The sequence below is a fragment of the Ruegeria sp. AM1 genome, assembly GCF_056540745.1.
This window is the reverse complement of the sequence record NZ_JBQFXH010000003.1, coordinates 1-20,252: the sequence shown is the minus strand read 5'-3', so window position 1 is coordinate 20,252 and position 20,252 is coordinate 1. Positions and strand designations below refer to the sequence as shown.

Below are 20,252 nucleotides of genomic sequence, written 5' to 3'. Positions count from 1 at the left end.
TAAAAAACAGGGAGTTTTAATGCCGATATCCTCACTCGGCCCACCAGGCGGGTTCGCCGCATGACGGCGTTACTATCCGTCCGCGACCTGAGCATCGGCTTTGGCGCAGGAGAACCGGTTGTCAAAGATGTGAACTTTGACGTCGAGGCCGGTCAGACTCTGGCGCTGGTCGGCGAGTCTGGTTCGGGCAAAACCATCTCATGCCGGGCTGCGCTGCGCATCCTGCCTCGCACGGCACAAATTCGCAGCGGCTCGATTACTTTGAATGATTCCAAGGGCTCAGCGGTTTTGACCGAGATCTCGGAACGGCAGATGCGCGGCATTCGCGGCAATCGGATCTCGATGATCTTTCAAGAGCCGATGCGCTCGTTGTCGCCGCTGCACAAAATCGGCAATCAGGTCAGCGAGGTTCTCTGGCTGCATCGCAACGCGTCCGAGGCGCAGGCGCGCAAAGAGGTCCTGACCCAGTTTGAGCGCGTCGGCTTCCCCGACCCTGCCCGCGCCTATGATTCCTATCCGTTCGAACTGTCGGGTGGGATGCGCCAGCGGGCGATGATAGCGATGGCGATGGTCTCGAAACCCGAACTGCTGATCGCAGACGAGCCCACCACCGCGCTGGATGTGACAACACAGGCGCAGGTTCTGGGCCTGATCAAGGAACTGCAGCGCGAAACCGGTATGGCGCTGATCCTTGTGACCCATGATCTGGGCGTGGTTGCCAATATGGCCGAACAGGTCGTCGTCATGCACAAGGGCCGTGTGATGGAGGCCGGGCGCGCCGACCTGATCCTGAATGAGCCCGCCCATCCCTATACCCGCCAGCTGTTTGACGCAGCACCGGAAATCCCGGATCAGGATGCCGTCGGCATTCCGATGCCTGATGAGGATCTGATCCTCGAGATGAAGAATGTCTGCAAAACCTACACCATGCGATCCAGCAAAGGGTGGCGTGCGGACAAACAGATTTTTGCCTGCCGGGGCGTCGACCTCAAACTGGCGCGGGGCAAGACACTGGCCATTGTTGGCGAAAGCGGATCGGGCAAGACCACCGCCGCCCGGATCGCGCTGGGGGCAGAATTGCCCGATGACGGCGGCGAAATCCTGTTCCGTCCCGCGGCCGGTGACGACCCGATCGAGGTTCACCGCATGACCCGCGCCGAACGTACCGCGTTTCAGCGCAAGGCGCAGATGGTGTTTCAGGACCCCTACAGCTCGCTTAGCCCGCGCATGCGCATTCAGGACGCGATGACCGAACCGCTGGAGATTCACCGCATCGGCTCGGTCGCCGAACAACGCGACAAGGCGGCCGCGATGCTGGAACGGGTGGGCCTGAATGCCGATATGCTCAAACGCTATCCGCATGCCTTTTCCGGCGGCCAGCGGCAACGCCTGTCGATTGCCCGCGCGATGATGCTGGACCCGTCGCTGATTGTCTGTGACGAGCCGACCTCGGCGCTGGACGTTTCGGTTCAGGAACAGATCCTTACGCTGCTTGAGCAGCTGCAGGACACCCTGAACCTGTCTTATTTCTTTATCTCTCACGATTTGGCGGTTGTTGCGCGCATTGCCGACGAAGTTGCTGTGATGCGTCAGGGGCTTGTCGTGGAACAGGCCCCGCCCGAGACATTGTTCTACAATCCCCGCCACCCCTACACCAAGGCGTTGATCGCCGCCCAGCCCGAGCCCGACATCAACCGCCCGATCGACCTGAAACTGGTTGCTCTGGGCGCGGGTGCCCCGGACAGTTGGGATGAAGCCTACAGATTTTCTGACTCCATGATACCCTCACTGGTGGAGACAGAGCCCGGCCATAAGGTACGTTGTCATGTTTAGCACCACTCGAAACTTGTTTCTGGCCACTTCGCTGGCCTTTGCCTGGATGCTGCCCGCCACGGCAGAAAATATCCCCGATCTTCAGGAAAGCGACTTCTGGAAGGCCGAAGTGGATGGCGGAAACCTCCCGCCAATTCAGGACCGTGTGCCACAGGAACCCCTGATCGTTGATCTGTCTGCCAAAGGGCGAGAGTTCGGTGCACCAGGCGGCATATTACGCACCATGGTCACGCGGTCGAAAGACATCCGGCAGATGGTGGTCTATGGCTATGCCCGGCTGGTGGGCTTTGACGAAAACTATGTCATCGTGCCCGACCTGCTGGACTCCTACGACAATGAAGAGAACCGGAAATTCACCCTGCATCTGCGCAAAGGGCATAAATGGTCCGACGGCACCCCGTTTACCTCGGAAGATTTCCGGTACTGGTGGGAAGATGTGGCCAATAACGAGCTGCTTAGCCCCTCAGGCCCGCCAGATTTTCTGATCGTCGAAGGCAAGCCCCCTACCGTGTCGTTTCCTGATGAAACAACCGTGGTTTATGAATGGGCAGACCCCAATCCGGATTTCCTGCAATCGCTCGCACAGGCACGACCGCCCTTCATCTATCGTCCGGCGGAATTCCTGAAACAGTATCATGAGAAGTTCGCCGATGCCGAAGATCTCGCTTTTGAGGTCGAAGACGCGCGCGTCAAAAGCTGGGCGGCCCTGCATAACAAGCTGGATAACCTCTATAAGTTCGACAATCACAAGCTGCCGACCCTACAGCCGTGGCTGAATGCAAGCTCAGGTAAGAAAATCCGCCATAACTTCGTGCGCAATCCCTATTATCACCGGATCGATTCGAAAGGTGTGCAACTGCCTTATATCGACGTTGTCGAGATGGAGATTGTGGCCCCTGGTCTGGTCGCCGCCAAAACCAATGCGGGTGAAAGCGACCTGCAAGGGCGCGGGCTGGCGTTCCGGGATGCCTCAATCCTGAAAAAGGGCGAGGCCGGCGGCAACTACACGACGCTCTTGTGGAAAACCGGCGTCGCGTCGCAGATTGCGATTTATCCGAACCTGAACTTTGAGGATGACGGCTGGCGTGAAATCCTGCGCGACGTGCGGGTCCGCCGCGCCCTCTCTCTGGCGATTGACCGCAAGACAATCAATCAGGCGCTGTATTTCAAGCTGGCCCATCCGGGCGCGATGTCAGTGCTGCCGGCCTCGCCTTTCTACGATGAAGAAAACGCGCAAGCTTGGGCGCAATATGACCTCGAGCAGGCCAACGCCCTGCTGGACGACGCCGGGTTGCAGCAGCGCGACGGCAATGGCATCCGCCTGCTGCCTGACGGTCGCCCGATGGAGCTGATCATTGAAACAGCGGGGGAACGGCAAGAGGTAGAAAACGCCCTGCAGATCGTGACCGACAACTGGCGCGATATCGGGATCAAGCTGGTCATGCGCCCGCTGGATCGCGACATCCTGCGCAACCGTGTGTTCTCAGGCAATACCATGGCATCGGTCTGGTTCGGCTGGGATGATGGCATCCCGCAGGCCCATACCTCGCCCGCGTATCTGGCCCCGACCGATCAGGTCTTTCTGGCTTGGCCCAAATGGGGGCAGTATTATCAAACCGGCGGTGACGCGGGCGAGCCGCCCGACATGCCCGACGCTGAACGCCTGATGGCGCTGGCTCATGATTGGGAGGTCGCCTCGACCGATGAAGAGCGCGAGGCCATCTGGGCGGAAATGCTCGATATCCATGCGGATCAGCTCTATGCCATCGGCATTCTGAACGGCGCTCCGCAACCCATCGTGGTCTCCAACCGCCTGCGCAATGTGCCCGAACAGGCCATGTGGGCATGGGAACCCGGCGCACATTTTGGCATTCACCGCCCCGACGAGTTCTTTTTCGTCGACTGACAGGAGCAGCTAAATGATCATGCTGCGCTATGCGGTGTACCGCTTTTTCACGATGCTGCTGACGCTGCTGGTGGTGTCGGTATTGATCTTCGTGATCATCAACCTGCCGCCCGGCGACTATCTGAGCAACCAGATCGCCGAATTACAGGCATCCGGACAGTCCGCAGGCGTCGCCAAGGCGGAATTTCTGCGAAAAGAATACTCGCTGGACCGTTCTCTGCCCGAGCAATACCTGATCTGGATCGGCTTCTGGCCCGGCCCGCACGGGTTCGAGGGGTTGCTGCAAGGCAACTACGGCTGGTCCTTTGAATTTGACCGCCCCGTGCGCGAGATTGTTGGCGACACGCTCTGGCTGACCGTCGTGGTCAATTTGGCGGCCATCCTGTTTGTCTATGCGGTCGCCCTGCCCCTTGGCGTGATTGCGGCGGCCCGGTCGCGGACATGGATCGACTATACGTCGGCCTTTGTGGGTTATCTGGGTCTGGCCACACCAAACTTCCTGCTGGCGCTCATTCTGTTCTACTATGGCCACCGCTATTTCAACCTGCCCATTGGAGGGTTGATGGACCCCTCCTTCGAGGGTCAGCCGATGAGCTGGGAGAAGCTCAAATCCATCCTGATCCACCTGATCGTGCCGACATTTGTGATCGGCACCTCAGGCGCATCGGCCATGATGCAGCGTCTGCGCGCCAACATGTTGGACGAGCTGGGCAAACCTTATGTCGAAACCGCCATTGCCAAAGGTATGGCCCCCTCACGGATGCTGACGAAATACCCGCTGCGCGTCGCGTTCAACCCCTTTGTCGCCGACATCGGCAACCTGCTGCCGTCGATGGTGTCTGGCTCGGTTCTGGTCTCGGTCGTCCTTGGCCTGCAAACCATTGGCCCGACCCTGTTGACCGCACTGAAGACACAGGATCAGTTCCTCTCTGCATTTATCCTGATGTTCGTGGCCTTGCTGACACTGATCGGCACCATGATCTCTGACATCCTGCTGGTCATGCTCGATCCGCGCATCCGATATGAGGGGCGTGACGCATGACCCAGAAACCCGATGGTCGTTACGTCGACGATGCGCCTTTCGACCCCGCAGCCTCGATCCAACAGCTGGAGCGCGCGGATCTTGACGCGCCCAATTGGGTGCTGGTCTGGCGCAAATTCAAAACGCACAAACTGGGCCTGATTTCGGGCATCTTCCTGCTGCTGTGTTACCTGATGCTGCCCTTCGCGGGCTTCATCGCTCCTTACGGGCCAAATGATCGCAATGGCGAGCACCTCTACGCCCCGCCGCAATCGGTCAATTGGTTTCACGAGGGCGCATTCATTGGCCCCTATGTCTATCCCATCGTGGCCGAGGCCGATCTGGAAACCTTTCAGTGGAAATTCGTGCCCGACACCGAAGACCCGCGCCCGATCCGGTTCTTCTGCGAGGGCTCGGAATACAAACTGGCCGGGTTCATCAAATCCGACACCCACCTCTTCTGCGCGCCCGAAGGGGCGACCCTGTTCCTCTGGGGCTCAGACCGGCTGGGCCGCGACATCTTCAGCCGCATCCTCTATGGCGCGCAACTGTCGTTGACCGTTGGCCTGATCGGCATTTCGGTGTCCTTCTTCCTTGGCATCCTGTTCGGCTCGATGGCCGGATATTTTGGAGGCCGCATCGACTGGGTGATCAACCGGGTCATCGAAATCCTGCGCTCGCTGCCGGAACTGCCGCTCTGGCTGGCCCTGTCCGCTGCCGTGCCTTCGAACTGGAGCCCGGTTGCCGTCTTCTTCATAATCTCGATCATTCTGGGCATTCTTGACTGGCCCGGTCTCGCCCGGTCCGTGCGCGCCAAATTCCTATCGCTGCGCGAAGAGGAATATGTGCGCGCCGCTGAAATGATGGGGGCCAGCTCGGGTCGGGTGATCCGCAAACACCTGCTTCCGAACTTCATGTCTCACCTGATCGCGTCGGCCACCTTGTCGATCCCGGCGATGATCCTTGGCGAAACAGCGCTCAGCTTCCTCGGCCTCGGCCTCCGGGCACCCGCCGTCAGTTGGGGGGTCATGCTGAACGATGCGCAGAACCTCGCCTCGATCGAGATTTACCCGTGGACCGCCATCCCGATGCTGCCGATTATCGTGGTGGTGCTGGCGTTCAACTTCCTGGGCGACGGGCTGCGCGACAGTCTCGACCCGTATCAGCAATGAGCTTGCTGGCATCGCTCCCCGCTGCCGACACCTATCAGGTGCAGGGCAAAGGCGCGCGGCCCAGCGCCTTTGCCGTCTCGGAACTTGCCACCGCAAGCTTTGCTGCGGTGGGTCAGGAACTTGCGCGCCTGATGGTCGCCCTGAACCTGACCAATACCTCGCCCGACATCACGGTGGATCACCGTCTTGCCTCGCTGTGGTACGGGTTTTCGTTCAAACCCGACGGGTGGGAGATGCCCAGCCTCTGGGACGCCATCGCCGGAGACTACCGGGCCGCAGACGGCTGGATCCGGTTGCACACCAACCTGCCACATCACCGCGTTGCCGCACTCAAGGTTCTGGGCGCTAAAGCGGACCGATCCATCGTTGAACAAGCTGTCAAAGACTGGGCGATCTCAGATCTTGAGACCGCCGTTGTCGCACAAGGCGGCGTGGCCGCCGCTATGCGCAGCCGGGCCGAATGGCTGGATCATCCGCAAGGCCGCGCCGTGACCCGCGATCCGCTGATCGGCTGGCAAAGACCGCGCGGCGTCACCTTGCGCGACCGCCCTCAGGCCAGCGCCAAACGTCCTCTAGCGGGCCTGCGCGTGCTTGACCTCACGCGGGTTCTGGCCGGGCCGGTCTCAACCCGCACGCTGGCCGGATTCGGGGCCGAGGTGCTGCGCATCGACCCGCCCGGATGGGATGAGCCCGGCGTGATCCCGGACATCTCGCTCGGCAAAACCTGCGCCTATCTCGACCTCAAATCCCCCGCCGGGCTGGAGCGTCTGAAAGAGCTGCTGTCACAGGCTGACGTCTTTGTGCACGGCTACCGCCCCGGCGCGCTCGACGCGCTTGGGCTGGATCGGTCACAACGGGATACGCTGGCCCCCAACCGCATCGAGGTCACGCTGGACGCCTATGGCTGGCAGGGCCCTTGGGCAGGTCGGCGCGGGTTTGACAGCCTTGTTCAGATGAGCGCAGGCATCGCGGATGCCGGGCGCGACTGGGCCAAAGCCGACAAGCCACACCCGCTGCCGGTGCAGGCGCTGGACCACGCCACCGGCTATCTCATGACCGCGGCTGTATTGTCCGCCCTGACCGAGGGCGCGGCGCATGGCTCGGTCATGGATGCGCGCCTGTCGCTGGCCCGCACCGCAGAGCTGCTGGTCAGCCTTGCCAAATCCGACAGCGGCGCAGAGATTACAGCCCCGCACCCTGACGACTATGCACCTGTGACCGAGGCCTCGGGCTGGGGGCCCGGCCATCGCCTGAAACCCGCGCTCAGCGTGGGGGACGCACCCATGCACTGGACGCTGCCCGCCCCCAAAACAGGAACGTCTGAAGCCGTCTGGCCATCGCTGAAATCCTGACGCCACCGCCGCGCGAAACGCGCGGCCCGGCCCAACGCTTTGGATGGCGTCTCGTCAGAGACGCAAGCCAAAGGGGCGGAAGGCCCCCTTACCGGTCATCCCCGCCGCCGCCCGGGCCGATATCGTCCAGATAATCCTCATCTATAGCTGCCTGCGCCGCACCCGTGACAGCCTCGCGCTCTTTGGGGGTCAGCTCCTCGGTCTCTTTCCCATCCGCCAGACGCACGGTGACCTCGCGGTGCGCAAACCGAATGCCTTCACGGGCAAACAACTCGCGGATTTCTTGATAGACCTTCTTGCGCACCAGCCATTGGTCACCGGGTTTTGTCATAAATTTGACCCGGATAATCATCGCCGAATCCTGCATCTCGATCACGCCCTGCGATTTCAGCGGCTGGATAAAGTTCTCGCCAATCACTGGATCGCTCAGCAATTGCTGCCCCAGCTTCTTGATCAGCTTGCGCACCTTCTCGACATCGGTGTCGTAGGTCACCCGCAAAGGCAGTTTCATAATCACCCAGTCGCGGGAGTAGTTGGTCAGCACCTTGATCTCACCGAATGGTATGGTGTTCAGCGCCCCCAGATGGTGCCGCAACTGCATCGACCGGACTGATATCTTTTCGACGGTGCCCTTCACATCGCCAATGTCGATATATTCCCCTTTCCGGAACGCATCATCCAGCAGGAAGAATGCGCCCGAAAAGATATCGCGCACCAAAGTTTGCGAGCCAAAACCAACCGCCAGCCCCACAACACCGGCACCGGCAAACAGCGGGCTGACATTGATACCCAGCTCCATCAGAACAATCAGAACGATGGTCACCACAACAACGGCCAAGATCGCGCCCCGGAACAGCGGCAGCAGCGTTGCCAGACGGCTCTGCCCGCCTTCACCCCCCTCATCGCCCAGCTCGGCCTCTGCGCTGCCGTCATCGGACTCCTCGGCGATCTTGCTGTCGATCCAGATGCGGAAGAAGTGAAACAGGATATACCCGATAAACAGGACCACCATCACGTCCAGCGCCCGTTCAATCGGCAGGTCCTGGCTCCAGTCCGCATCCGGATACCAGATCACGACCAGAGCATAAGCCCCGATGACAAAGGCCAGAATACCGGCCACCCGGCGCGCTAGATCTTCATAGGTCAGCAGGTGATGTTTTCTCAGGTCAGCCTCGGCGGTCTGAGAGGCCGCCGCACCTTCGCTCTCCTCTTCCTCCTCGGCCTCGGCATTCATCTCGCCGATCCTGCGCGAGCGGTCAAAGTAGCGCTCCAGCAGATAGTTCATCGCACCATAGGCAACGACAACCGACATGAAGATCAGGTAAGAACTGGCAATCAACGGCAGCGGCGTGGGGTTCTCCAGCGCCAGATCAACCGCCAGCCGGAACCAGCTAAAGATAATATAGACGATCAGCGCCGGGGCCCAGCCATAGGACACAAAGCGCAGCAACCATGACACCTGATCAGGCGCAGCCCCTCCGCGAATGGCATTGGAAATGGGACGCGCGTTGAAAATGATCATCAGCGCGTTGCCCAGCGCGCCCAGCATTGTCAGAACGCCATAGACCAGCGCGTAGACGTTGTAGTTCAGCCCGAAATCCGCGACCCAGGTCGAAAACATAACCACCGAGATATCATAGGTCGCCAACGCCGAGGCCCAGACATACAGACGCTTTGCGTCCCGATCGGAAAACGGCGGCAGGCGGTACTGGCTCAGAAACGGTGACAGAACCATCCGCCACAGGTCAGAAACCGTGCGGGCCAGAAAGAAGGCCGAGAAAATCGCCACCACGGTGAACTGGATCGAGATGTCTTTGGCCTCGCCAAAGAACAGATACCCAACGATCAGCGCCATCAGCATGGCAAAGATCGTCCCGCCGATCCCCATCACAAACCGGAAAACGAGGAAGGGCATCTTCTCACGATAGCCTGTCGGATTGTCTTTGACCCGTGCCACCACCCATCGGCGCGCGAAACGCTTGCCATAGAGCTCGATGGACAACCAGCGCCCCAGTAGCAGGAACAGGATGTTCCAGGCCAGAACCTCAACATAAGTCCTTATTCGACCATCGGGGCTGGTTTGGCGCAGCACATACTGAACTTCGAAAATCGAATACGGCAGGGCCTCCAGACGCGACTCAACCGACTCGCGGAACTTCGAAAACCGCTCCTGCGCTTTCATCAGTTGCGAGCTTTCGGACATATGGTCGGACGCGGCCTCATCATTGGCGCCATCCCCCCGAGTGCCCGCCCCGGAAACCACCTGACCGCCGCTGTCGATCACGATGACGCTAGCGCCCGCCTCGGTGGCTGCCCGGATCGCCGCTGCCACATCATTGTCCTGCGTCTCGGTTTCGCTGCTTGTTCCGCTTGAATACCCCGGAATCAACGAGGTCTGCGCCAAAGCCGCGCCAACCAGCGCAAAAATCGCCACCCAGAACACCAGGATCAATCTGACAAGAAAGTTCGGTTTCATATGGTCTTGCATCCAGTTCGCTTGCTGACCGACAGACTACAGAACCCCATCGCGGTGTTCAAATCATCCCCACGGACATTTTTAACATCGTGTATTGCCGTGTTCTTGGCGCAATGCTCTGGTGCGGGTATTTTCAAGCTCTCAGAAATTGAATATGACCGGATATGCATTTGCCGCTGGCCCTGAACCTTTGGTGCGCATGTCTGATAATGCTCAATATCCTGTTGCCAAATCGCAATGCTTGGCGCATTTGCGGGGCGCTCGGTCATGCTTTGGCAGGCGGAACGACGAAATTTGCGATAACACATGCGAACGCGCGGGTATTGCACCGAAACTAAGAAAACGGGCGAAGGCATGAGCCTAGGCATCACGAAAGACAAATCCGGCCGAGCGCCGCGCATTTTATTCTACAGCCACGATACGTTCGGTCTTGGACATCTGCGCAGATCGCGTGCGCTGGCGGCTGCGATCACCAAGGCTGACCCGCTGGCTTCGGCCCTGATCCTGACCGGCTCACCGGTTGCAGGCCGTTTCACTTTTCCGCGCCGTGTCGATCACGTCCGCCTGCCTGGCGTGACCAAACGCGCCGATGGCTCATATGCGGCGCAAACCATCGGCATGGGCATCGACGAAGTCACCGAATTGCGCGCGGGGCTGATTCAGACCGCCGTGCAGCAATACAACCCCGATGTTCTGATCGTCGACAAGGAACCGACCGGCTTTCGGGGTGAATTGCTGCCAACGCTGGAATGTCTGGAGAAGTCGCGTGAAACCAAGCTGGTACTTGGCCTGCGCGACGTGCTCGATGAACCCGAAGTTCTGGCCGCCGAATGGGCCCGCAAAGACGCTGTTGCCGCGACCGAGCGTTTCTATCACGAAATCTGGGTCTATGGCCTGCGCTCGGTTTATGATCCGACGCAAGGGCTGCCGCTCAGCCCGGCGGCGCGGTCGCGAATGCATTGTACCGGCTATCTGCGCCGCGATCTCGGCCCGATCGGAGAGCCCCCGGAACAGCCCTATATCCTGATCACTCCCGGCGGCGGCGGCGATGGCAAGGCGATGGTCAACCTTGTGCTGTCCGCCTATGAAAAAGACCCCACCCTGTCGCCACGCGCGGTTCTGGTCTACGGCCCCTTCCTGTCGGGCGAGCTGCGCGAAGAATTCGAAACCCGGGTGGCGGCCCTGGACGGTCGGGTGACGGCGGTTGGGTTTGAATCCCAGATCGAAACCCTGTTTGCAGGTGCCGCCGGTGTCGTCTGCATGGGCGGGTACAACACGTTCTGCGAAGTGCTGTCTTTTGACAAACGCGCCGTCATCGTGCCGCGCACCACGCCCCGGCTGGAACAATGGATACGCGCCTCGCGTGCTGAAGAGCTTGGCCTTGTGCGGATGCTCGACGAAACCCGCGACGGCCTGTCCGCCGACGCCATGATCGGCGCGATCCGTAACCTGCCGCATCAGCCACTACCTTCGCAGGCGATCAGCGATGGCTTGTTGGATGGTCTCGACTATGTCACGCACCGCGTTGATGCCCTGCTGGGCGGAGAGCAGGAACGGGCCACCGGATGACCACCACAGAGCCTAAGCTGGCGGTGCTGGTCAAAGGCTGGCCGCGCCTCTCTGAGACGTTTATCGCACAGGAACTTGTCGCCCTTCAGGATGCGGGCCATCACTTTGACATCTGGTCGCTGCGCCACCCAACCGACACCAAGCGGCACCCGCTGCATGATCGATTTAAGGGGCAGGTCCATTATCTGCCTGAATATCTGTATCAGGAACCACAGCGCGTCTGGCGCGCCCGCGCGACAGCCCGGCAGCTGCCCGGATATGCGGATGCCTACACGGTCTGGCGCCGCGATCTGCGCCGCGATCCGACCCATAACCGCATCCGCCGCTTTGGTCAGGCCTGCGTTCTGGCCGCCGAACTTCCGTCCTGCACCCGCGCGATGTATGCCCATTTCATGCACACCCCCTCCTCTGTCGCGCGCTATGCCGCCATCATGCGCGGCGTCGACTGGAGCTTTTCGGCCCATGCCAAGGATATCTGGACCTCGCCCGACTGGGAAAAGCAGGAAAAGCTGCAGGCCGACACATTCGGAGCCGCCTTCGGGGCCACCTGCACAGCCGTCGGCGCAGAGCATCTGCGCGCGCTCGCCGATGATCCTGCGCGCGTCGATCTGATCTATCACGGACTCGACCTGTCCCGTTTCCCCGCCCCACCGGTACGTGAACCGCGCCAACCCGACAGCCCGTTTCATATGATTTCAGTCGGCCGGCTGGTCGAGAAAAAAGGCTTTGATCGCCTAATCGACGCATTTGCGCGGCTGCCCTGGTCGCTGGACTGGCACTGGACCCATATCGGCGGCGGCACGCTGGATAAGGCCCTGCGCGAGAGGGCCTCCAAGGCCGGTTTGGCAGGCCGGATCACCTGGAAGGGCGCCTGCGATCAGCCCGAAGTGATTGCCGAGATGCGCAAGGCCGATCTGTTCGTCCTGCCCAGCCGCATTGCCGCAGATGGCGACCGGGACGGGCTGCCCAACGTGCTGATGGAAGCCGCCTCACAACATCTGCCGATCCTTTCTACGCCCGTATCGGCCATCCCCGAATTCATCGAAACCGGCACGCATGGGCTGTTGTCCGAGGATGATCCCGCCGCGCTTGCCCGCGCGCTTGAAACGCTGGCCGCCGATCCCGCCGCAACAGAGCGGATGGCCAAAGCCGCCTATGACCGGCTGATTGCCGATTTCCGGATGGACCCCGGCATCGCGCGCCTGTCCGAACGCCTGACCGCTCTGTGTGCGGAGCAGGCCTGATGGCCCGCGTCGCCTTCTATGCGCCGATGAAATCGCCCGACAGCCCGACCCCCTCGGGCGACCGCGAAATGGCGCGCAACCTGATGCGCGCCATCGCAGCAGATGGCGACACCGTTGATCTGGCCTCTGACCTGCGCATCTATGACAAGGCGGGCGAGAGCGCGGTTCAAACCCAACTGCGCAGCGCAGCCCAGACCGAAGCCGAGCGTCTGATCGCAGAGCTGCCGCAGGACACCGACCTCTGGGTGACCTATCACAACTACTACAAAGCCCCCGATCTGCTGGGCCCGCAGGTCGCACGGGCGCGCGGTATTCCTTACGTTCAGCTTGAAAGCACACGCGCAACCAGCCGTCTGACCGGACCATGGGCCGGCTTCGCGCAAGCTGCGCATGATGCCTGCGATGCGGCGCAGGTGATCTTTTATCACACGGCCAACGACCTGATCACGCTGGAGCGGGAAAGATACGACGATCAGGCGCTGGTCGAACTGCCGCCTTTTCTGCCTATCCCGACACTGCCCCAGCCATCGGCCTGTTCAGGAGCAATGCTAACAGTGGGAATGATGCGGCACGGTGACAAGCTTGCTTCATACCGGATACTGGCCGAAGCCCTGCGCCATCTGCCGGGCGACTGGTCGCTGAACATCGTCGGCGACGGCCCTGCCCGCGCCGAGGTCGAGGCCCTGATGGCCCCGTTCGCCGCGCGTGTGACATTTCTTGGCCAGATGGATGGCCCCGCGTTGCAACGGGAATACGAAACCGCCGCTTTGTTCGTCTGGCCGGGCGTCAACGAAGCCTATGGCATGGTCTACCTTGAGGCGCAGGCCCGAGGTCTGCCGGTCGCCGCTCAGGATCGGCCGGGCGTGCGCGACGTGCTGATGCCGTCCGATCACCCCACCGTCGATGCAGGCGCCTCGGGTCTGGCGCGCCGAATGCAGATGTTGCTGGCAGATCGGGGCTTGCGACTGGCGGAAGGCGCGCGCGCGCGCGATTATGTGGCCGACCGCCACCTGATCCGGTCGGCAACCGACCAGTTCTGGCGCACCGTGCGCCCCCTGCTGGAGGATCAGGCATGACAAAACTGGCATTGCTGCGCCACGGCCATACCAGCTGGAACCGCGCGGGCCGCATTCAGGGCCGCAGCGACATTGCGCTGGATGATCAGGCCCGTGCCGAACTGGCCGCCTATCGTCTGCCTGCCCCGTGGGATCAGGCCGTACTCTGGGCCAGCCCGCTTAGCCGCGCCAGTGATACTGCGCGGCTGGTTGCAGATCGCGCACCGCAGACCTCGGACGCGTTGATCGAAATGAACTGGGGCGATTGCGAGGGCCAGCGCGGCATTGACCTGATCGAGGACGCGAACAGCGGCTATCGCCATATCGAAGATTGGGGCTGGGATTACCGCCCTCCGAATGGAGAAAGCCCGGCTGAGATCTGGGCGCGCCTCGAACCGTGGCTCTCAGGGCTGCACAATGATGCGGTCGCGGTTTGCCATATCGGCATCATGCGGGTGATCCTGGCCAAGGCCTGGGGTTGGGATTTCCGGGGCCCTGCCCCGTTCAAAATCAAGCGCAATCGCCTGTTTGTGGTCGATCTCGACGCCATGCAGCCCGAAGCGGACCCCATTCGCCTGATTGCGCGCGAGGCCCCGGCATGAGGGTGATGATTGTCGTCACCCATCTGCTTGGGACCGGCCATCTGAGCCGGGCACTGACGCTGGGGCGGGCTTTTGCTGCGCAAGACCATGAGGTGCTGGTTGTTTCGGGTGGCATGCCTGCGCCGCAATTGGACAGCAAAGGGCTGTCGATCCTGGGTCTGCCGCCGCTGCGGTCGGATGGCACGGATTTCACGCGCCTGCTGACCCAAGCAGGTGAGGTGGCCGACCCCGCATACCTGAACGCCCGCGCCACCGCACTGGTGCAGGCCGTGCGCAGTTTCAGGCCTCAGGTCCTGATCACCGAGCTGTATCCGTTTGGCCGCCGCAGCCTGAGCGCGGAATTTCAGGCCGCGTTGACGACGGCGTCGGACCTGCCCGAGCGGCCGGTCATTCTGGGCTCGATCCGTGATATTCTTGCGCCGCCCTCAAAGCCGTCCAAAGCCGCACGCGCCGATGAGATTATCGCACGGTTCTATGACGGAATTCTGGTGCATTCCGATCTGCAGATCACGCCGCTGAACGTCAGCTGGCCGGTCTCGGAAGACCTCTCGGGGTGCCTGCATTACACCGGCTTTGTTGCGCCGGAAGCCCCCGCTCCGCACCCCGACAGGGTGGGAGAGGGTGAAATTCTGGTCAGCGCGGGTGGCGGCTCTGTTGGGCAACCGATCTTTCGCGCGGCCATCGAGGCCGCCCGAAAGATGACCAACATGCGCTGGCGCATGTTGGTGGGTGGGCAGGACGCAGCGACCCGCATCGCTGAGTTGTCAGAGCTGGCGGAGGGCACCTCCGTTCTGCTGGAACCGGTCCGCCAGGATTTCCGCCAGATGCTGCCGCTGGCCAGCGCCTCGGTCAGCATGTGCGGCTATAACACCGCGATGGACCTACTGCAGACCGGGACACCTGCCGTGCTGATCCCGTTTGACGATGGCAATGAGGTCGAACAGGGTTTGCGCAGTCAGAGCCTTGCGCAACTGCCCGCATTTGAGGTGCTGCCCAGCCATGATTTAGACGGGAAGGCCTTGGCCGACGCGCTGATCCGGGTAACCTCGGGCCAGCTGCGAGACCCCATGAGAACCGGTTTCGACGGTGCCAACCGCTCGGTTGCCATCGCGACCGAGCTGCTGGAGCGCCGCAGATGATTGTTGACTGGCACCCTCTGACCACCGAACTGAAGGTCTGGCAGGCGCAGGGGCTGAACTTGCCCCTTTGGTGGCGCGATGACGACGCCATCTCCCCGACCCGGCAGCTGGATCATCTGACCGAGCTGAGTGAGCGCCTCGGCCTGCCCGTCCATCTTGCGGTCATTCCGCGGGATGCGGATCAGGCGCTGGCGCGCCATGTCGGCGACCGGCCCACGCTGATCCCGGTTGTGCATGGCTGGGCGCATCAAAACCATGCCCCGAAGCAAGAGAAGAAGGCCGAGTTCCGCATGCACCGCCCAACAGATACAATCATCGCGGACGCCGAAGCCGGCCTGGCGCGGTTGCGTAACCTGTTCGGGGCTGCGCTGCGCCCGGTGTTTGTCCCGCCATGGAACCGGATCGACCCAGAAATCACCGCCCGGCTTCCCGAAATCGGGTTTCGGCTCCTGTCGACCGCAACGCCCCGAAAGGCACCGCAAGCCGCCCCGGGGCTACAACAGGTTAATACCCATCTCGATCCGATCGACTGGCGCGGAACGCGCGGGCTGGCTGATCCGGAGGCGCTGATCGCCCAGACCGTCCAGTTACTCCAGGATCGTCGTCAGGGCCGCGCAGACAATAGCGAACCATTTGGTGTGTTGACCCACCACCTTGTCCATGATCAAGACATCTGGACCTTTACCCAAGACCTGCTCAGCAGGCTTCTGGACGGCCCGGTGACTGTCTGGACCACAACTGACTGATCAAGGAGCTCCCGATGAGCCGACTGGATTCCATGCTGCGCCGTCTGACCGCGCAACGCGACGGGTTGAACTGGGCGGCGGAACAGACCGCTGATATCGCGGGCGAGGTTCTGGACATGGGTCTGGGCAATGGCCGGACATACGACCACCTGCGGGAAATCTTGCCGGACCGACGCATCTGGGTGATGGACCGGGTACTGCAGTGCCATCCCGACAGCACCCCGCCGCCCGAGGATTTTCTGCAGGGCGAAGCCGAGCCGATGCTGGAAAAACTGGCCCAAAACGGTCCCTGCATCGCGATGGCGCATTATGATTTCGGGCGCGGGATCAAAGCCGAGGATGTGGCGGAGGCCGCTCGGCTGAGCCCATTGATTGCCAATGTTATGCTACCGGGGGGATTGCTGATCTCAGGACAGCCGCTGGTGGGGTTCAACCAGATCAAAGGCCCCGAAACCATCGCCCCGGACCGCTATCTGTTCTACCGCGCCTAGGGTCAGGCTCCCTTAATCCTTCGGACGCGAGAACCGCTGCAAAGTAGCGGCTTTGATCGCCTGGAATTGACCCTGCCGGTCCCTGCGCGTTCAAAGCCTCTGCTTTTTTGCCGTTCGCGCGCCAGAGGCGCAGGATTAAGGGGTCCTGACCCTACGCGACCCGACGCCCGCGCGACCAGACCCCATTCAGCACCGGAACACCTGCCCGCATGCGAAAGCGGATCAGATCGGCGCGCAGACCCACCTGCACAGCGCCCCGATCCTCCAGCCCTGCTGCCTGTGCCGGAGCCTGCGTCACCGTGCGCATACCCTGCGCCATATCCCCCCACAACGCGCCCAGCTGTACCGCCGACAGCAACAGGGCGGCGGGCACGTAATCCGACGACACAATGTCGAGATATCCCAGCGCGGCAAGCTCGTGCGCCGAAACATTTCCCGAATGCGATCCGCCGCGAATGATGTTCGGCGCGCCCATCATCACCTTGATGCCGTGATCATGGCAGGCACGGGCGGCCTCGACCGTGGTCGGGAATTCTGCCAGCCGGATGCCGTGACTGGCCGAGATGCTTACCTGATCTTCGGTCGTGTCATCATGGCTGGCTAGAACCGCTCCGAACCGGCGGGCGGCTTTGACAGCTTCGCCCTCGTGTTTGTCACCAAACTGATCGCGCAAGCCTTTCAACTGGGCCACATGCTGCAGGAACGTGTCGTCGTTCATCGCATATTTGCCCTTCAGGTAGGCTTCGAGTTTCACCATATCTCGAAACTGCCGCTGCCCGGGTGTATGATCCATGATCGACACCAGCCCCACCCGATCCTCGGGGCCGAACTCATCCAACTCGTCGACCAGCGTTTCCGAACAGACCTCGGCCCGCAGGTGTAGGAAATGGCTGATCTTCAGCGCATCCTGATCGCGCAGCTGCCACAGCTCTTGCGAAAGACCGCGCGCATATTGCAGGTATCGCCGTGCCCCCGACGGGATCGAGCCCACACGCATGGCGTCAAACACCGTTGTCACCCCTGCACCTGCCAGCTCGGCATCATGGGCGATGATCGCCGCCGCGTGGGGCCAGTCCACACCCGGGCGCGGCTGGATGTGACGTTCCAGATTGTCGGTGTGCAGCTCGACCAGACCGGGGCTGACATAATCTCCGCCGCAATCGATCGCCCCTGCGGGCACCGCAGCGCCTGTATCGATGTCGGCAATGGTTTCGCCTACAAGCCTGACACTGCCGGTGACGGTCTCAGCGGGCAGGACAAGCGTGGCATTGGCAAGGATCAATTCTTCTGTCATCTGAACTTCACACGGTTTGGGCACTGGGAAAGGCCACGCAATAGGAGGCCGATGTGATATTCACGCGATATGCGATCTATTTTGCGCCACCTGCCAGGTCGGAATGGGTAAAATTCGCAACCAGTTGGCTGGGTTGGGATATGGAAACCGGACAGAGCGTGGCCCAACCCGCCATCGACGGGCTGGATGTCGCCGCCTTGACGCGGGTGCCGCGCAAATACGGGTTGCATGCGACCATGAAGCCGCCGTTTCACCTGCACCCGGACCAATCGCCTGAGGCGTTGCAGCGCGCATGCGCGGCCCTCGCCGCGCGGCAGGCACCCATCTCGCTTGAGACCTTGGACATCTCGCGCATGGGCCGGTTTCTGGCATTGCGCCCTCAGGGGGACACAACCGCGCTGAACGCGCTGGCGGCGGCCTGTGTCCGCGATCTGGACAGGTTCCGCGCACCCGCATCCGGGACCGAATTGACCCGCCGCCGCGCCGCCGCCCTGACGCCCGCGCAAGAGGTCAACCTGACCCAATGGGGCTATCCTTACGTGCTGGATGCGTTCCGCTTTCACATCACGCTCAGCGGCAGGCTGGATAAACCTACGCTGGCGCTGACCCAGACGGCGCTGGAACAGCATCTTGGCCCCCTGCTGCCCAGTCCCTTCCAGATCACCGATTTGGCCCTGATGGGCGAGGCCCTTGATGGCCGCTTTCACCTGATCCAACGCTTTGCCCTTTCTGGCTGAAGATATGACGGGATGGCCTCGACAGTTGCGTCCAGCGGGCCGGATTTGTCCAGCATAAGCATGCGGCGCACCGTTTTTGCTGACGTCTCTAAGTTCAGTCCTCACAGATCATCTTTCCAAAAACTTAGACCTGCAAAGCGCCGGACACCAGCTGCTGCAAGGGCATGGGCGGATCGTCCGGCACCCGACCGCCCGAAACCGCCCGCGGGTTTAGAATCGTCCGCCGGATCATCTACTTGGTCTCTTTGCCCACATGTTCAAAATTGCACTGAGATACTCTTTAGCACCTTCACAGATGTAGAGAACGCGGTGTAGGATTTGCGATCACGGTTGTCTGCCTTACAGCCGCTGTTGCAGTTTCGGTCTTTCTTATTGGCCGTGACAAACGCCGTCGAACCACGCTCGGGCAGGACAGCGACGGCCAATGGGTCTGGACCGATTTTGACGGCCGCACGGTTCGATCGCACATCCACCCCGATGATCCCGGTGGCGAATGGTGGAAAGAACGCAAGCTCATGGGGTCAGACTCCAGCGGGGCTGGCTGGGGCGGTGACGGCGGCATCTAGCTCGGTTGAGCAGTCTCTTTGACCGCCCCCCGCATTTTGACCTCGCATCGCCATCTGCGGACTAGGCCGTGCTCGGACTGAATATCCACGTCGTCCGGCAGCCCGATCTGTTCGACGACCCCATCACCTGAGGACTGCCCGCGCGGTCGAGCCCGAATGTCCAGCGGTCGCCCCTCCTGCCGCGCAGTCTCAGTAAACCGCGACAACAGATACATCTGTCCGCGCCAATGGAAACCTCCTATACCACCGTCAGCTTACTTTTTGATTCATGAGGCCCCTATGAGCTTTGACCGCACCATCAAGATCGCCCCGTCGATCCTGTCCGCCGATTTCGCCAATTTCGGGCAAGAGATTCAGGCCATCGAGGCGCAGGGGGCCGATTGGGTTCATGTGGATGTCATGGACGGGCATTTTGTACCCAACCTCACCTTTGGCCCCCCGGCGGTGAAAGCATTTCGCCCGCATGTGAAAACCGTGATGGACGTGCATCTGATGATCACACCGGTTGATCCCTATATTCAGGCCTATGCCGATGCGGGCGCCGACATTCTGACCGCCCATATCGAGGCTAGCGCCCACACACACCGCACCTTGCAAGCGATCCGCGCCGCAGGCATGAAATCCGGCGTTGCCCTCAACCCGGGCACGCCAGCCGAGGCGGTTGAGCACCTGCTGGACCTGACCGATCTGGTTTGCGTGATGACGGTGAACCCGGGCTTTGGCGGTCAGAAATTCATCGACATGACCAGCAAAGTCCGGCGTCTGCGTCAGATGATCGGAGATCGTCCGATTCACATCGAGATCGACGGGGGCGTCGACCCAAACACCGCCCCTCTGGTTGCGGCGGCCGGCGCTGACGTGCTGGTGGCCGGATCGGCCGTGTTCAAAGGCGGCTCGGTGTCGAACCCCGAAATCTATGGTGAGAACATCCGCGCCGTGCGCAGCGCCGCGGCGTCAGCACTCACCTAACGGCAAAGCTCCCGCCAGTCGTCAGCGTTCCTTGCGGAACGCCTCCTCCTGTTGGGCCCGGCATCGCGCTGCGCGCGATG

Annotated in this window: 17 protein-coding genes; 14 read left to right on the top strand and 3 right to left on the bottom strand. The window is 61.5% G+C overall.

Annotated elements, in window-relative coordinates:
* Positions 1-60 precede the first annotated feature (60 nt).
* Genes ACR0I7_RS10530 through ACR0I7_RS10510 form a run of 5 tightly spaced genes read left to right on the top strand, consistent with a single transcriptional unit; the run spans position 61 to position 7,284 of the window.
* A complete protein-coding gene (locus ACR0I7_RS10530) occupies positions 61-1,833 on the top strand; it encodes an ABC transporter ATP-binding protein (protein WP_480510748.1) in 1,773 nt (590 codons plus the stop codon).
* Positions 1,826-3,739, top strand: a complete 1,914-nt coding sequence (locus tag ACR0I7_RS10525; protein ID WP_480510746.1) for an ABC transporter substrate-binding protein — start codon at positions 1,826-1,828, stop codon at positions 3,737-3,739. The genes ACR0I7_RS10530 and ACR0I7_RS10525 overlap by 8 nt, the downstream gene beginning before the upstream one ends.
* Before the next feature lie 13 nt (positions 3,740-3,752).
* The gene (locus ACR0I7_RS10520; protein ID WP_480510744.1) at positions 3,753-4,781 is read left to right on the top strand and encodes an ABC transporter permease; all 1,029 of its coding nucleotides are present in this window, start codon (positions 3,753-3,755) and stop codon (positions 4,779-4,781) included.
* On the top strand, positions 4,778-5,932 hold the full coding sequence (locus tag ACR0I7_RS10515; protein WP_480510742.1) for an ABC transporter permease: 1,155 nt from the start codon (positions 4,778-4,780) through the stop codon (positions 5,930-5,932). The genes ACR0I7_RS10520 and ACR0I7_RS10515 overlap by 4 nt, the downstream gene beginning before the upstream one ends.
* Positions 5,929-7,284 (top strand): CoA transferase, encoded by a 1,356-nt coding sequence (locus ACR0I7_RS10510; RefSeq protein ID WP_480510741.1) that lies wholly within the window; start codon positions 5,929-5,931, stop codon positions 7,282-7,284. Before ACR0I7_RS10515 ends, ACR0I7_RS10510 begins: the two co-directional genes overlap by 4 nt.
* An 88-nt stretch (positions 7,285-7,372) precedes the next feature.
* Here ACR0I7_RS10510 and ACR0I7_RS10505 read toward each other — a convergent pair whose 3' ends face one another.
* A complete protein-coding gene (locus tag ACR0I7_RS10505; protein WP_480510739.1) occupies positions 7,373-9,760 on the bottom strand; it encodes a mechanosensitive ion channel domain-containing protein in 2,388 nt (795 codons plus the stop codon).
* 354 nt (positions 9,761-10,114) lie between these two features.
* Here ACR0I7_RS10505 and ACR0I7_RS10500 point away from each other — a divergent pair, with 354 nt between their 5' ends.
* Genes ACR0I7_RS10500 through ACR0I7_RS10470 form a run of 7 tightly spaced genes read left to right on the top strand, consistent with a single transcriptional unit; the run spans position 10,115 to position 16,606 of the window.
* The gene (locus ACR0I7_RS10500) at positions 10,115-11,329 is read left to right on the top strand and encodes a glycosyltransferase family protein (RefSeq protein ID WP_480510737.1); all 1,215 of its coding nucleotides are present in this window, start codon (positions 10,115-10,117) and stop codon (positions 11,327-11,329) included.
* A complete protein-coding gene (locus tag ACR0I7_RS10495) occupies positions 11,326-12,573 on the top strand; it encodes a glycosyltransferase family 4 protein (protein ID WP_480510735.1) in 1,248 nt (415 codons plus the stop codon). The genes ACR0I7_RS10500 and ACR0I7_RS10495 overlap by 4 nt, the downstream gene beginning before the upstream one ends.
* Entirely contained in the window at positions 12,573-13,649 is a 1,077-nt protein-coding gene (locus ACR0I7_RS10490; protein ID WP_480510733.1) for a glycosyltransferase family 4 protein, read from the top strand. The genes ACR0I7_RS10495 and ACR0I7_RS10490 overlap by 1 nt, the downstream gene beginning before the upstream one ends.
* The gene (locus tag ACR0I7_RS10485; RefSeq protein WP_480510731.1) at positions 13,646-14,230 is read left to right on the top strand and encodes a histidine phosphatase family protein; all 585 of its coding nucleotides are present in this window, start codon (positions 13,646-13,648) and stop codon (positions 14,228-14,230) included. The genes ACR0I7_RS10490 and ACR0I7_RS10485 overlap by 4 nt, the downstream gene beginning before the upstream one ends.
* Positions 14,227-15,369 carry a glycosyltransferase family protein gene (locus ACR0I7_RS10480; RefSeq protein ID WP_480510730.1) on the top strand — a complete coding sequence of 381 codons (1,143 nt, stop codon included), beginning with the start codon at positions 14,227-14,229 and terminating at the stop codon, positions 15,367-15,369. The genes ACR0I7_RS10485 and ACR0I7_RS10480 overlap by 4 nt, the downstream gene beginning before the upstream one ends.
* A complete protein-coding gene (locus ACR0I7_RS10475; protein WP_480510728.1) occupies positions 15,366-16,115 on the top strand; it encodes a polysaccharide deacetylase family protein in 750 nt (249 codons plus the stop codon). Before ACR0I7_RS10480 ends, ACR0I7_RS10475 begins: the two co-directional genes overlap by 4 nt.
* A 14-nt stretch (positions 16,116-16,129) precedes the next feature.
* Entirely contained in the window at positions 16,130-16,606 is a 477-nt protein-coding gene (locus tag ACR0I7_RS10470; protein WP_480510726.1) for a class I SAM-dependent methyltransferase, read from the top strand.
* A gap of 151 nt (positions 16,607-16,757) precedes the next feature.
* Here ACR0I7_RS10470 and ACR0I7_RS10465 read toward each other — a convergent pair whose 3' ends face one another.
* A complete protein-coding gene (locus ACR0I7_RS10465) occupies positions 16,758-17,900 on the bottom strand; it encodes an alpha-D-ribose 1-methylphosphonate 5-triphosphate diphosphatase (RefSeq protein ID WP_480510724.1) in 1,143 nt (380 codons plus the stop codon).
* A 53-nt stretch (positions 17,901-17,953) separates the two neighbouring features.
* Here ACR0I7_RS10465 and ACR0I7_RS10460 point away from each other — a divergent pair, with 53 nt between their 5' ends.
* Complete coding sequence (locus ACR0I7_RS10460; protein ID WP_480510723.1) at positions 17,954-18,637, top strand: DUF1045 domain-containing protein; 684 nt, start codon at positions 17,954-17,956, stop codon at positions 18,635-18,637.
* Positions 18,638-19,199: 562 nt separating this feature from the next.
* Here the strand turns inward: ACR0I7_RS10460 and ACR0I7_RS10455 are convergent.
* Positions 19,200-19,418 (bottom strand): hypothetical protein, encoded by a 219-nt coding sequence (locus tag ACR0I7_RS10455; RefSeq protein ID WP_480510721.1) that lies wholly within the window; start codon positions 19,416-19,418, stop codon positions 19,200-19,202.
* Positions 19,419-19,482: 64 nt separating this feature from the next.
* Here ACR0I7_RS10455 and rpe point away from each other — a divergent pair, with 64 nt between their 5' ends.
* On the top strand, positions 19,483-20,172 hold the full coding sequence (gene rpe, locus ACR0I7_RS10450) for a ribulose-phosphate 3-epimerase (RefSeq protein ID WP_480510719.1): 690 nt from the start codon (positions 19,483-19,485) through the stop codon (positions 20,170-20,172).
* The last annotated feature ends 80 nt before the right edge of the window (positions 20,173-20,252 follow it).

Bases quoted from the DNA above. Each gene is read 5' to 3' on its own strand.
- ACR0I7_RS10520 (WP_480510744.1), top strand. From the start codon at position 3,753: ATGATCATGCTGCGCTATGCGGTGTACCGCTTTTTCACGATGCTGCTG.
- ACR0I7_RS10465 (WP_480510724.1), bottom strand. From the start codon at position 17,900: ATGACAGAAGAATTGATCCTTGCCAATGCCACGCTTGTCCTGCCCGCT.
- ACR0I7_RS10510 (WP_480510741.1), top strand. From the start codon at position 5,929: ATGAGCTTGCTGGCATCGCTCCCCGCTGCCGACACCTATCAGGTGCAG.
- ACR0I7_RS10525 (WP_480510746.1), top strand. From the start codon at position 1,826: ATGTTTAGCACCACTCGAAACTTGTTTCTGGCCACTTCGCTGGCCTTT.
- ACR0I7_RS10485 (WP_480510731.1), top strand. From the start codon at position 13,646: ATGACAAAACTGGCATTGCTGCGCCACGGCCATACCAGCTGGAACCGC.
- ACR0I7_RS10480 (WP_480510730.1), top strand. From the start codon at position 14,227: ATGAGGGTGATGATTGTCGTCACCCATCTGCTTGGGACCGGCCATCTG.
- ACR0I7_RS10455 (WP_480510721.1), bottom strand. From the start codon at position 19,418: ATGTATCTGTTGTCGCGGTTTACTGAGACTGCGCGGCAGGAGGGGCGA.
- ACR0I7_RS10505 (WP_480510739.1), bottom strand. From the start codon at position 9,760: ATGAAACCGAACTTTCTTGTCAGATTGATCCTGGTGTTCTGGGTGGCG.
- ACR0I7_RS10515 (WP_480510742.1), top strand. From the start codon at position 4,778: ATGACCCAGAAACCCGATGGTCGTTACGTCGACGATGCGCCTTTCGAC.
- rpe (WP_480510719.1), top strand. From the start codon at position 19,483: ATGAGCTTTGACCGCACCATCAAGATCGCCCCGTCGATCCTGTCCGCC.
- ACR0I7_RS10495 (WP_480510735.1), top strand. From the start codon at position 11,326: ATGACCACCACAGAGCCTAAGCTGGCGGTGCTGGTCAAAGGCTGGCCG.
- ACR0I7_RS10500 (WP_480510737.1), top strand. From the start codon at position 10,115: ATGAGCCTAGGCATCACGAAAGACAAATCCGGCCGAGCGCCGCGCATT.
- ACR0I7_RS10475 (WP_480510728.1), top strand. From the start codon at position 15,366: ATGATTGTTGACTGGCACCCTCTGACCACCGAACTGAAGGTCTGGCAG.
- ACR0I7_RS10530 (WP_480510748.1), top strand. From the start codon at position 61: ATGACGGCGTTACTATCCGTCCGCGACCTGAGCATCGGCTTTGGCGCA.
- ACR0I7_RS10490 (WP_480510733.1), top strand. From the start codon at position 12,573: ATGGCCCGCGTCGCCTTCTATGCGCCGATGAAATCGCCCGACAGCCCG.
- ACR0I7_RS10470 (WP_480510726.1), top strand. From the start codon at position 16,130: ATGAGCCGACTGGATTCCATGCTGCGCCGTCTGACCGCGCAACGCGAC.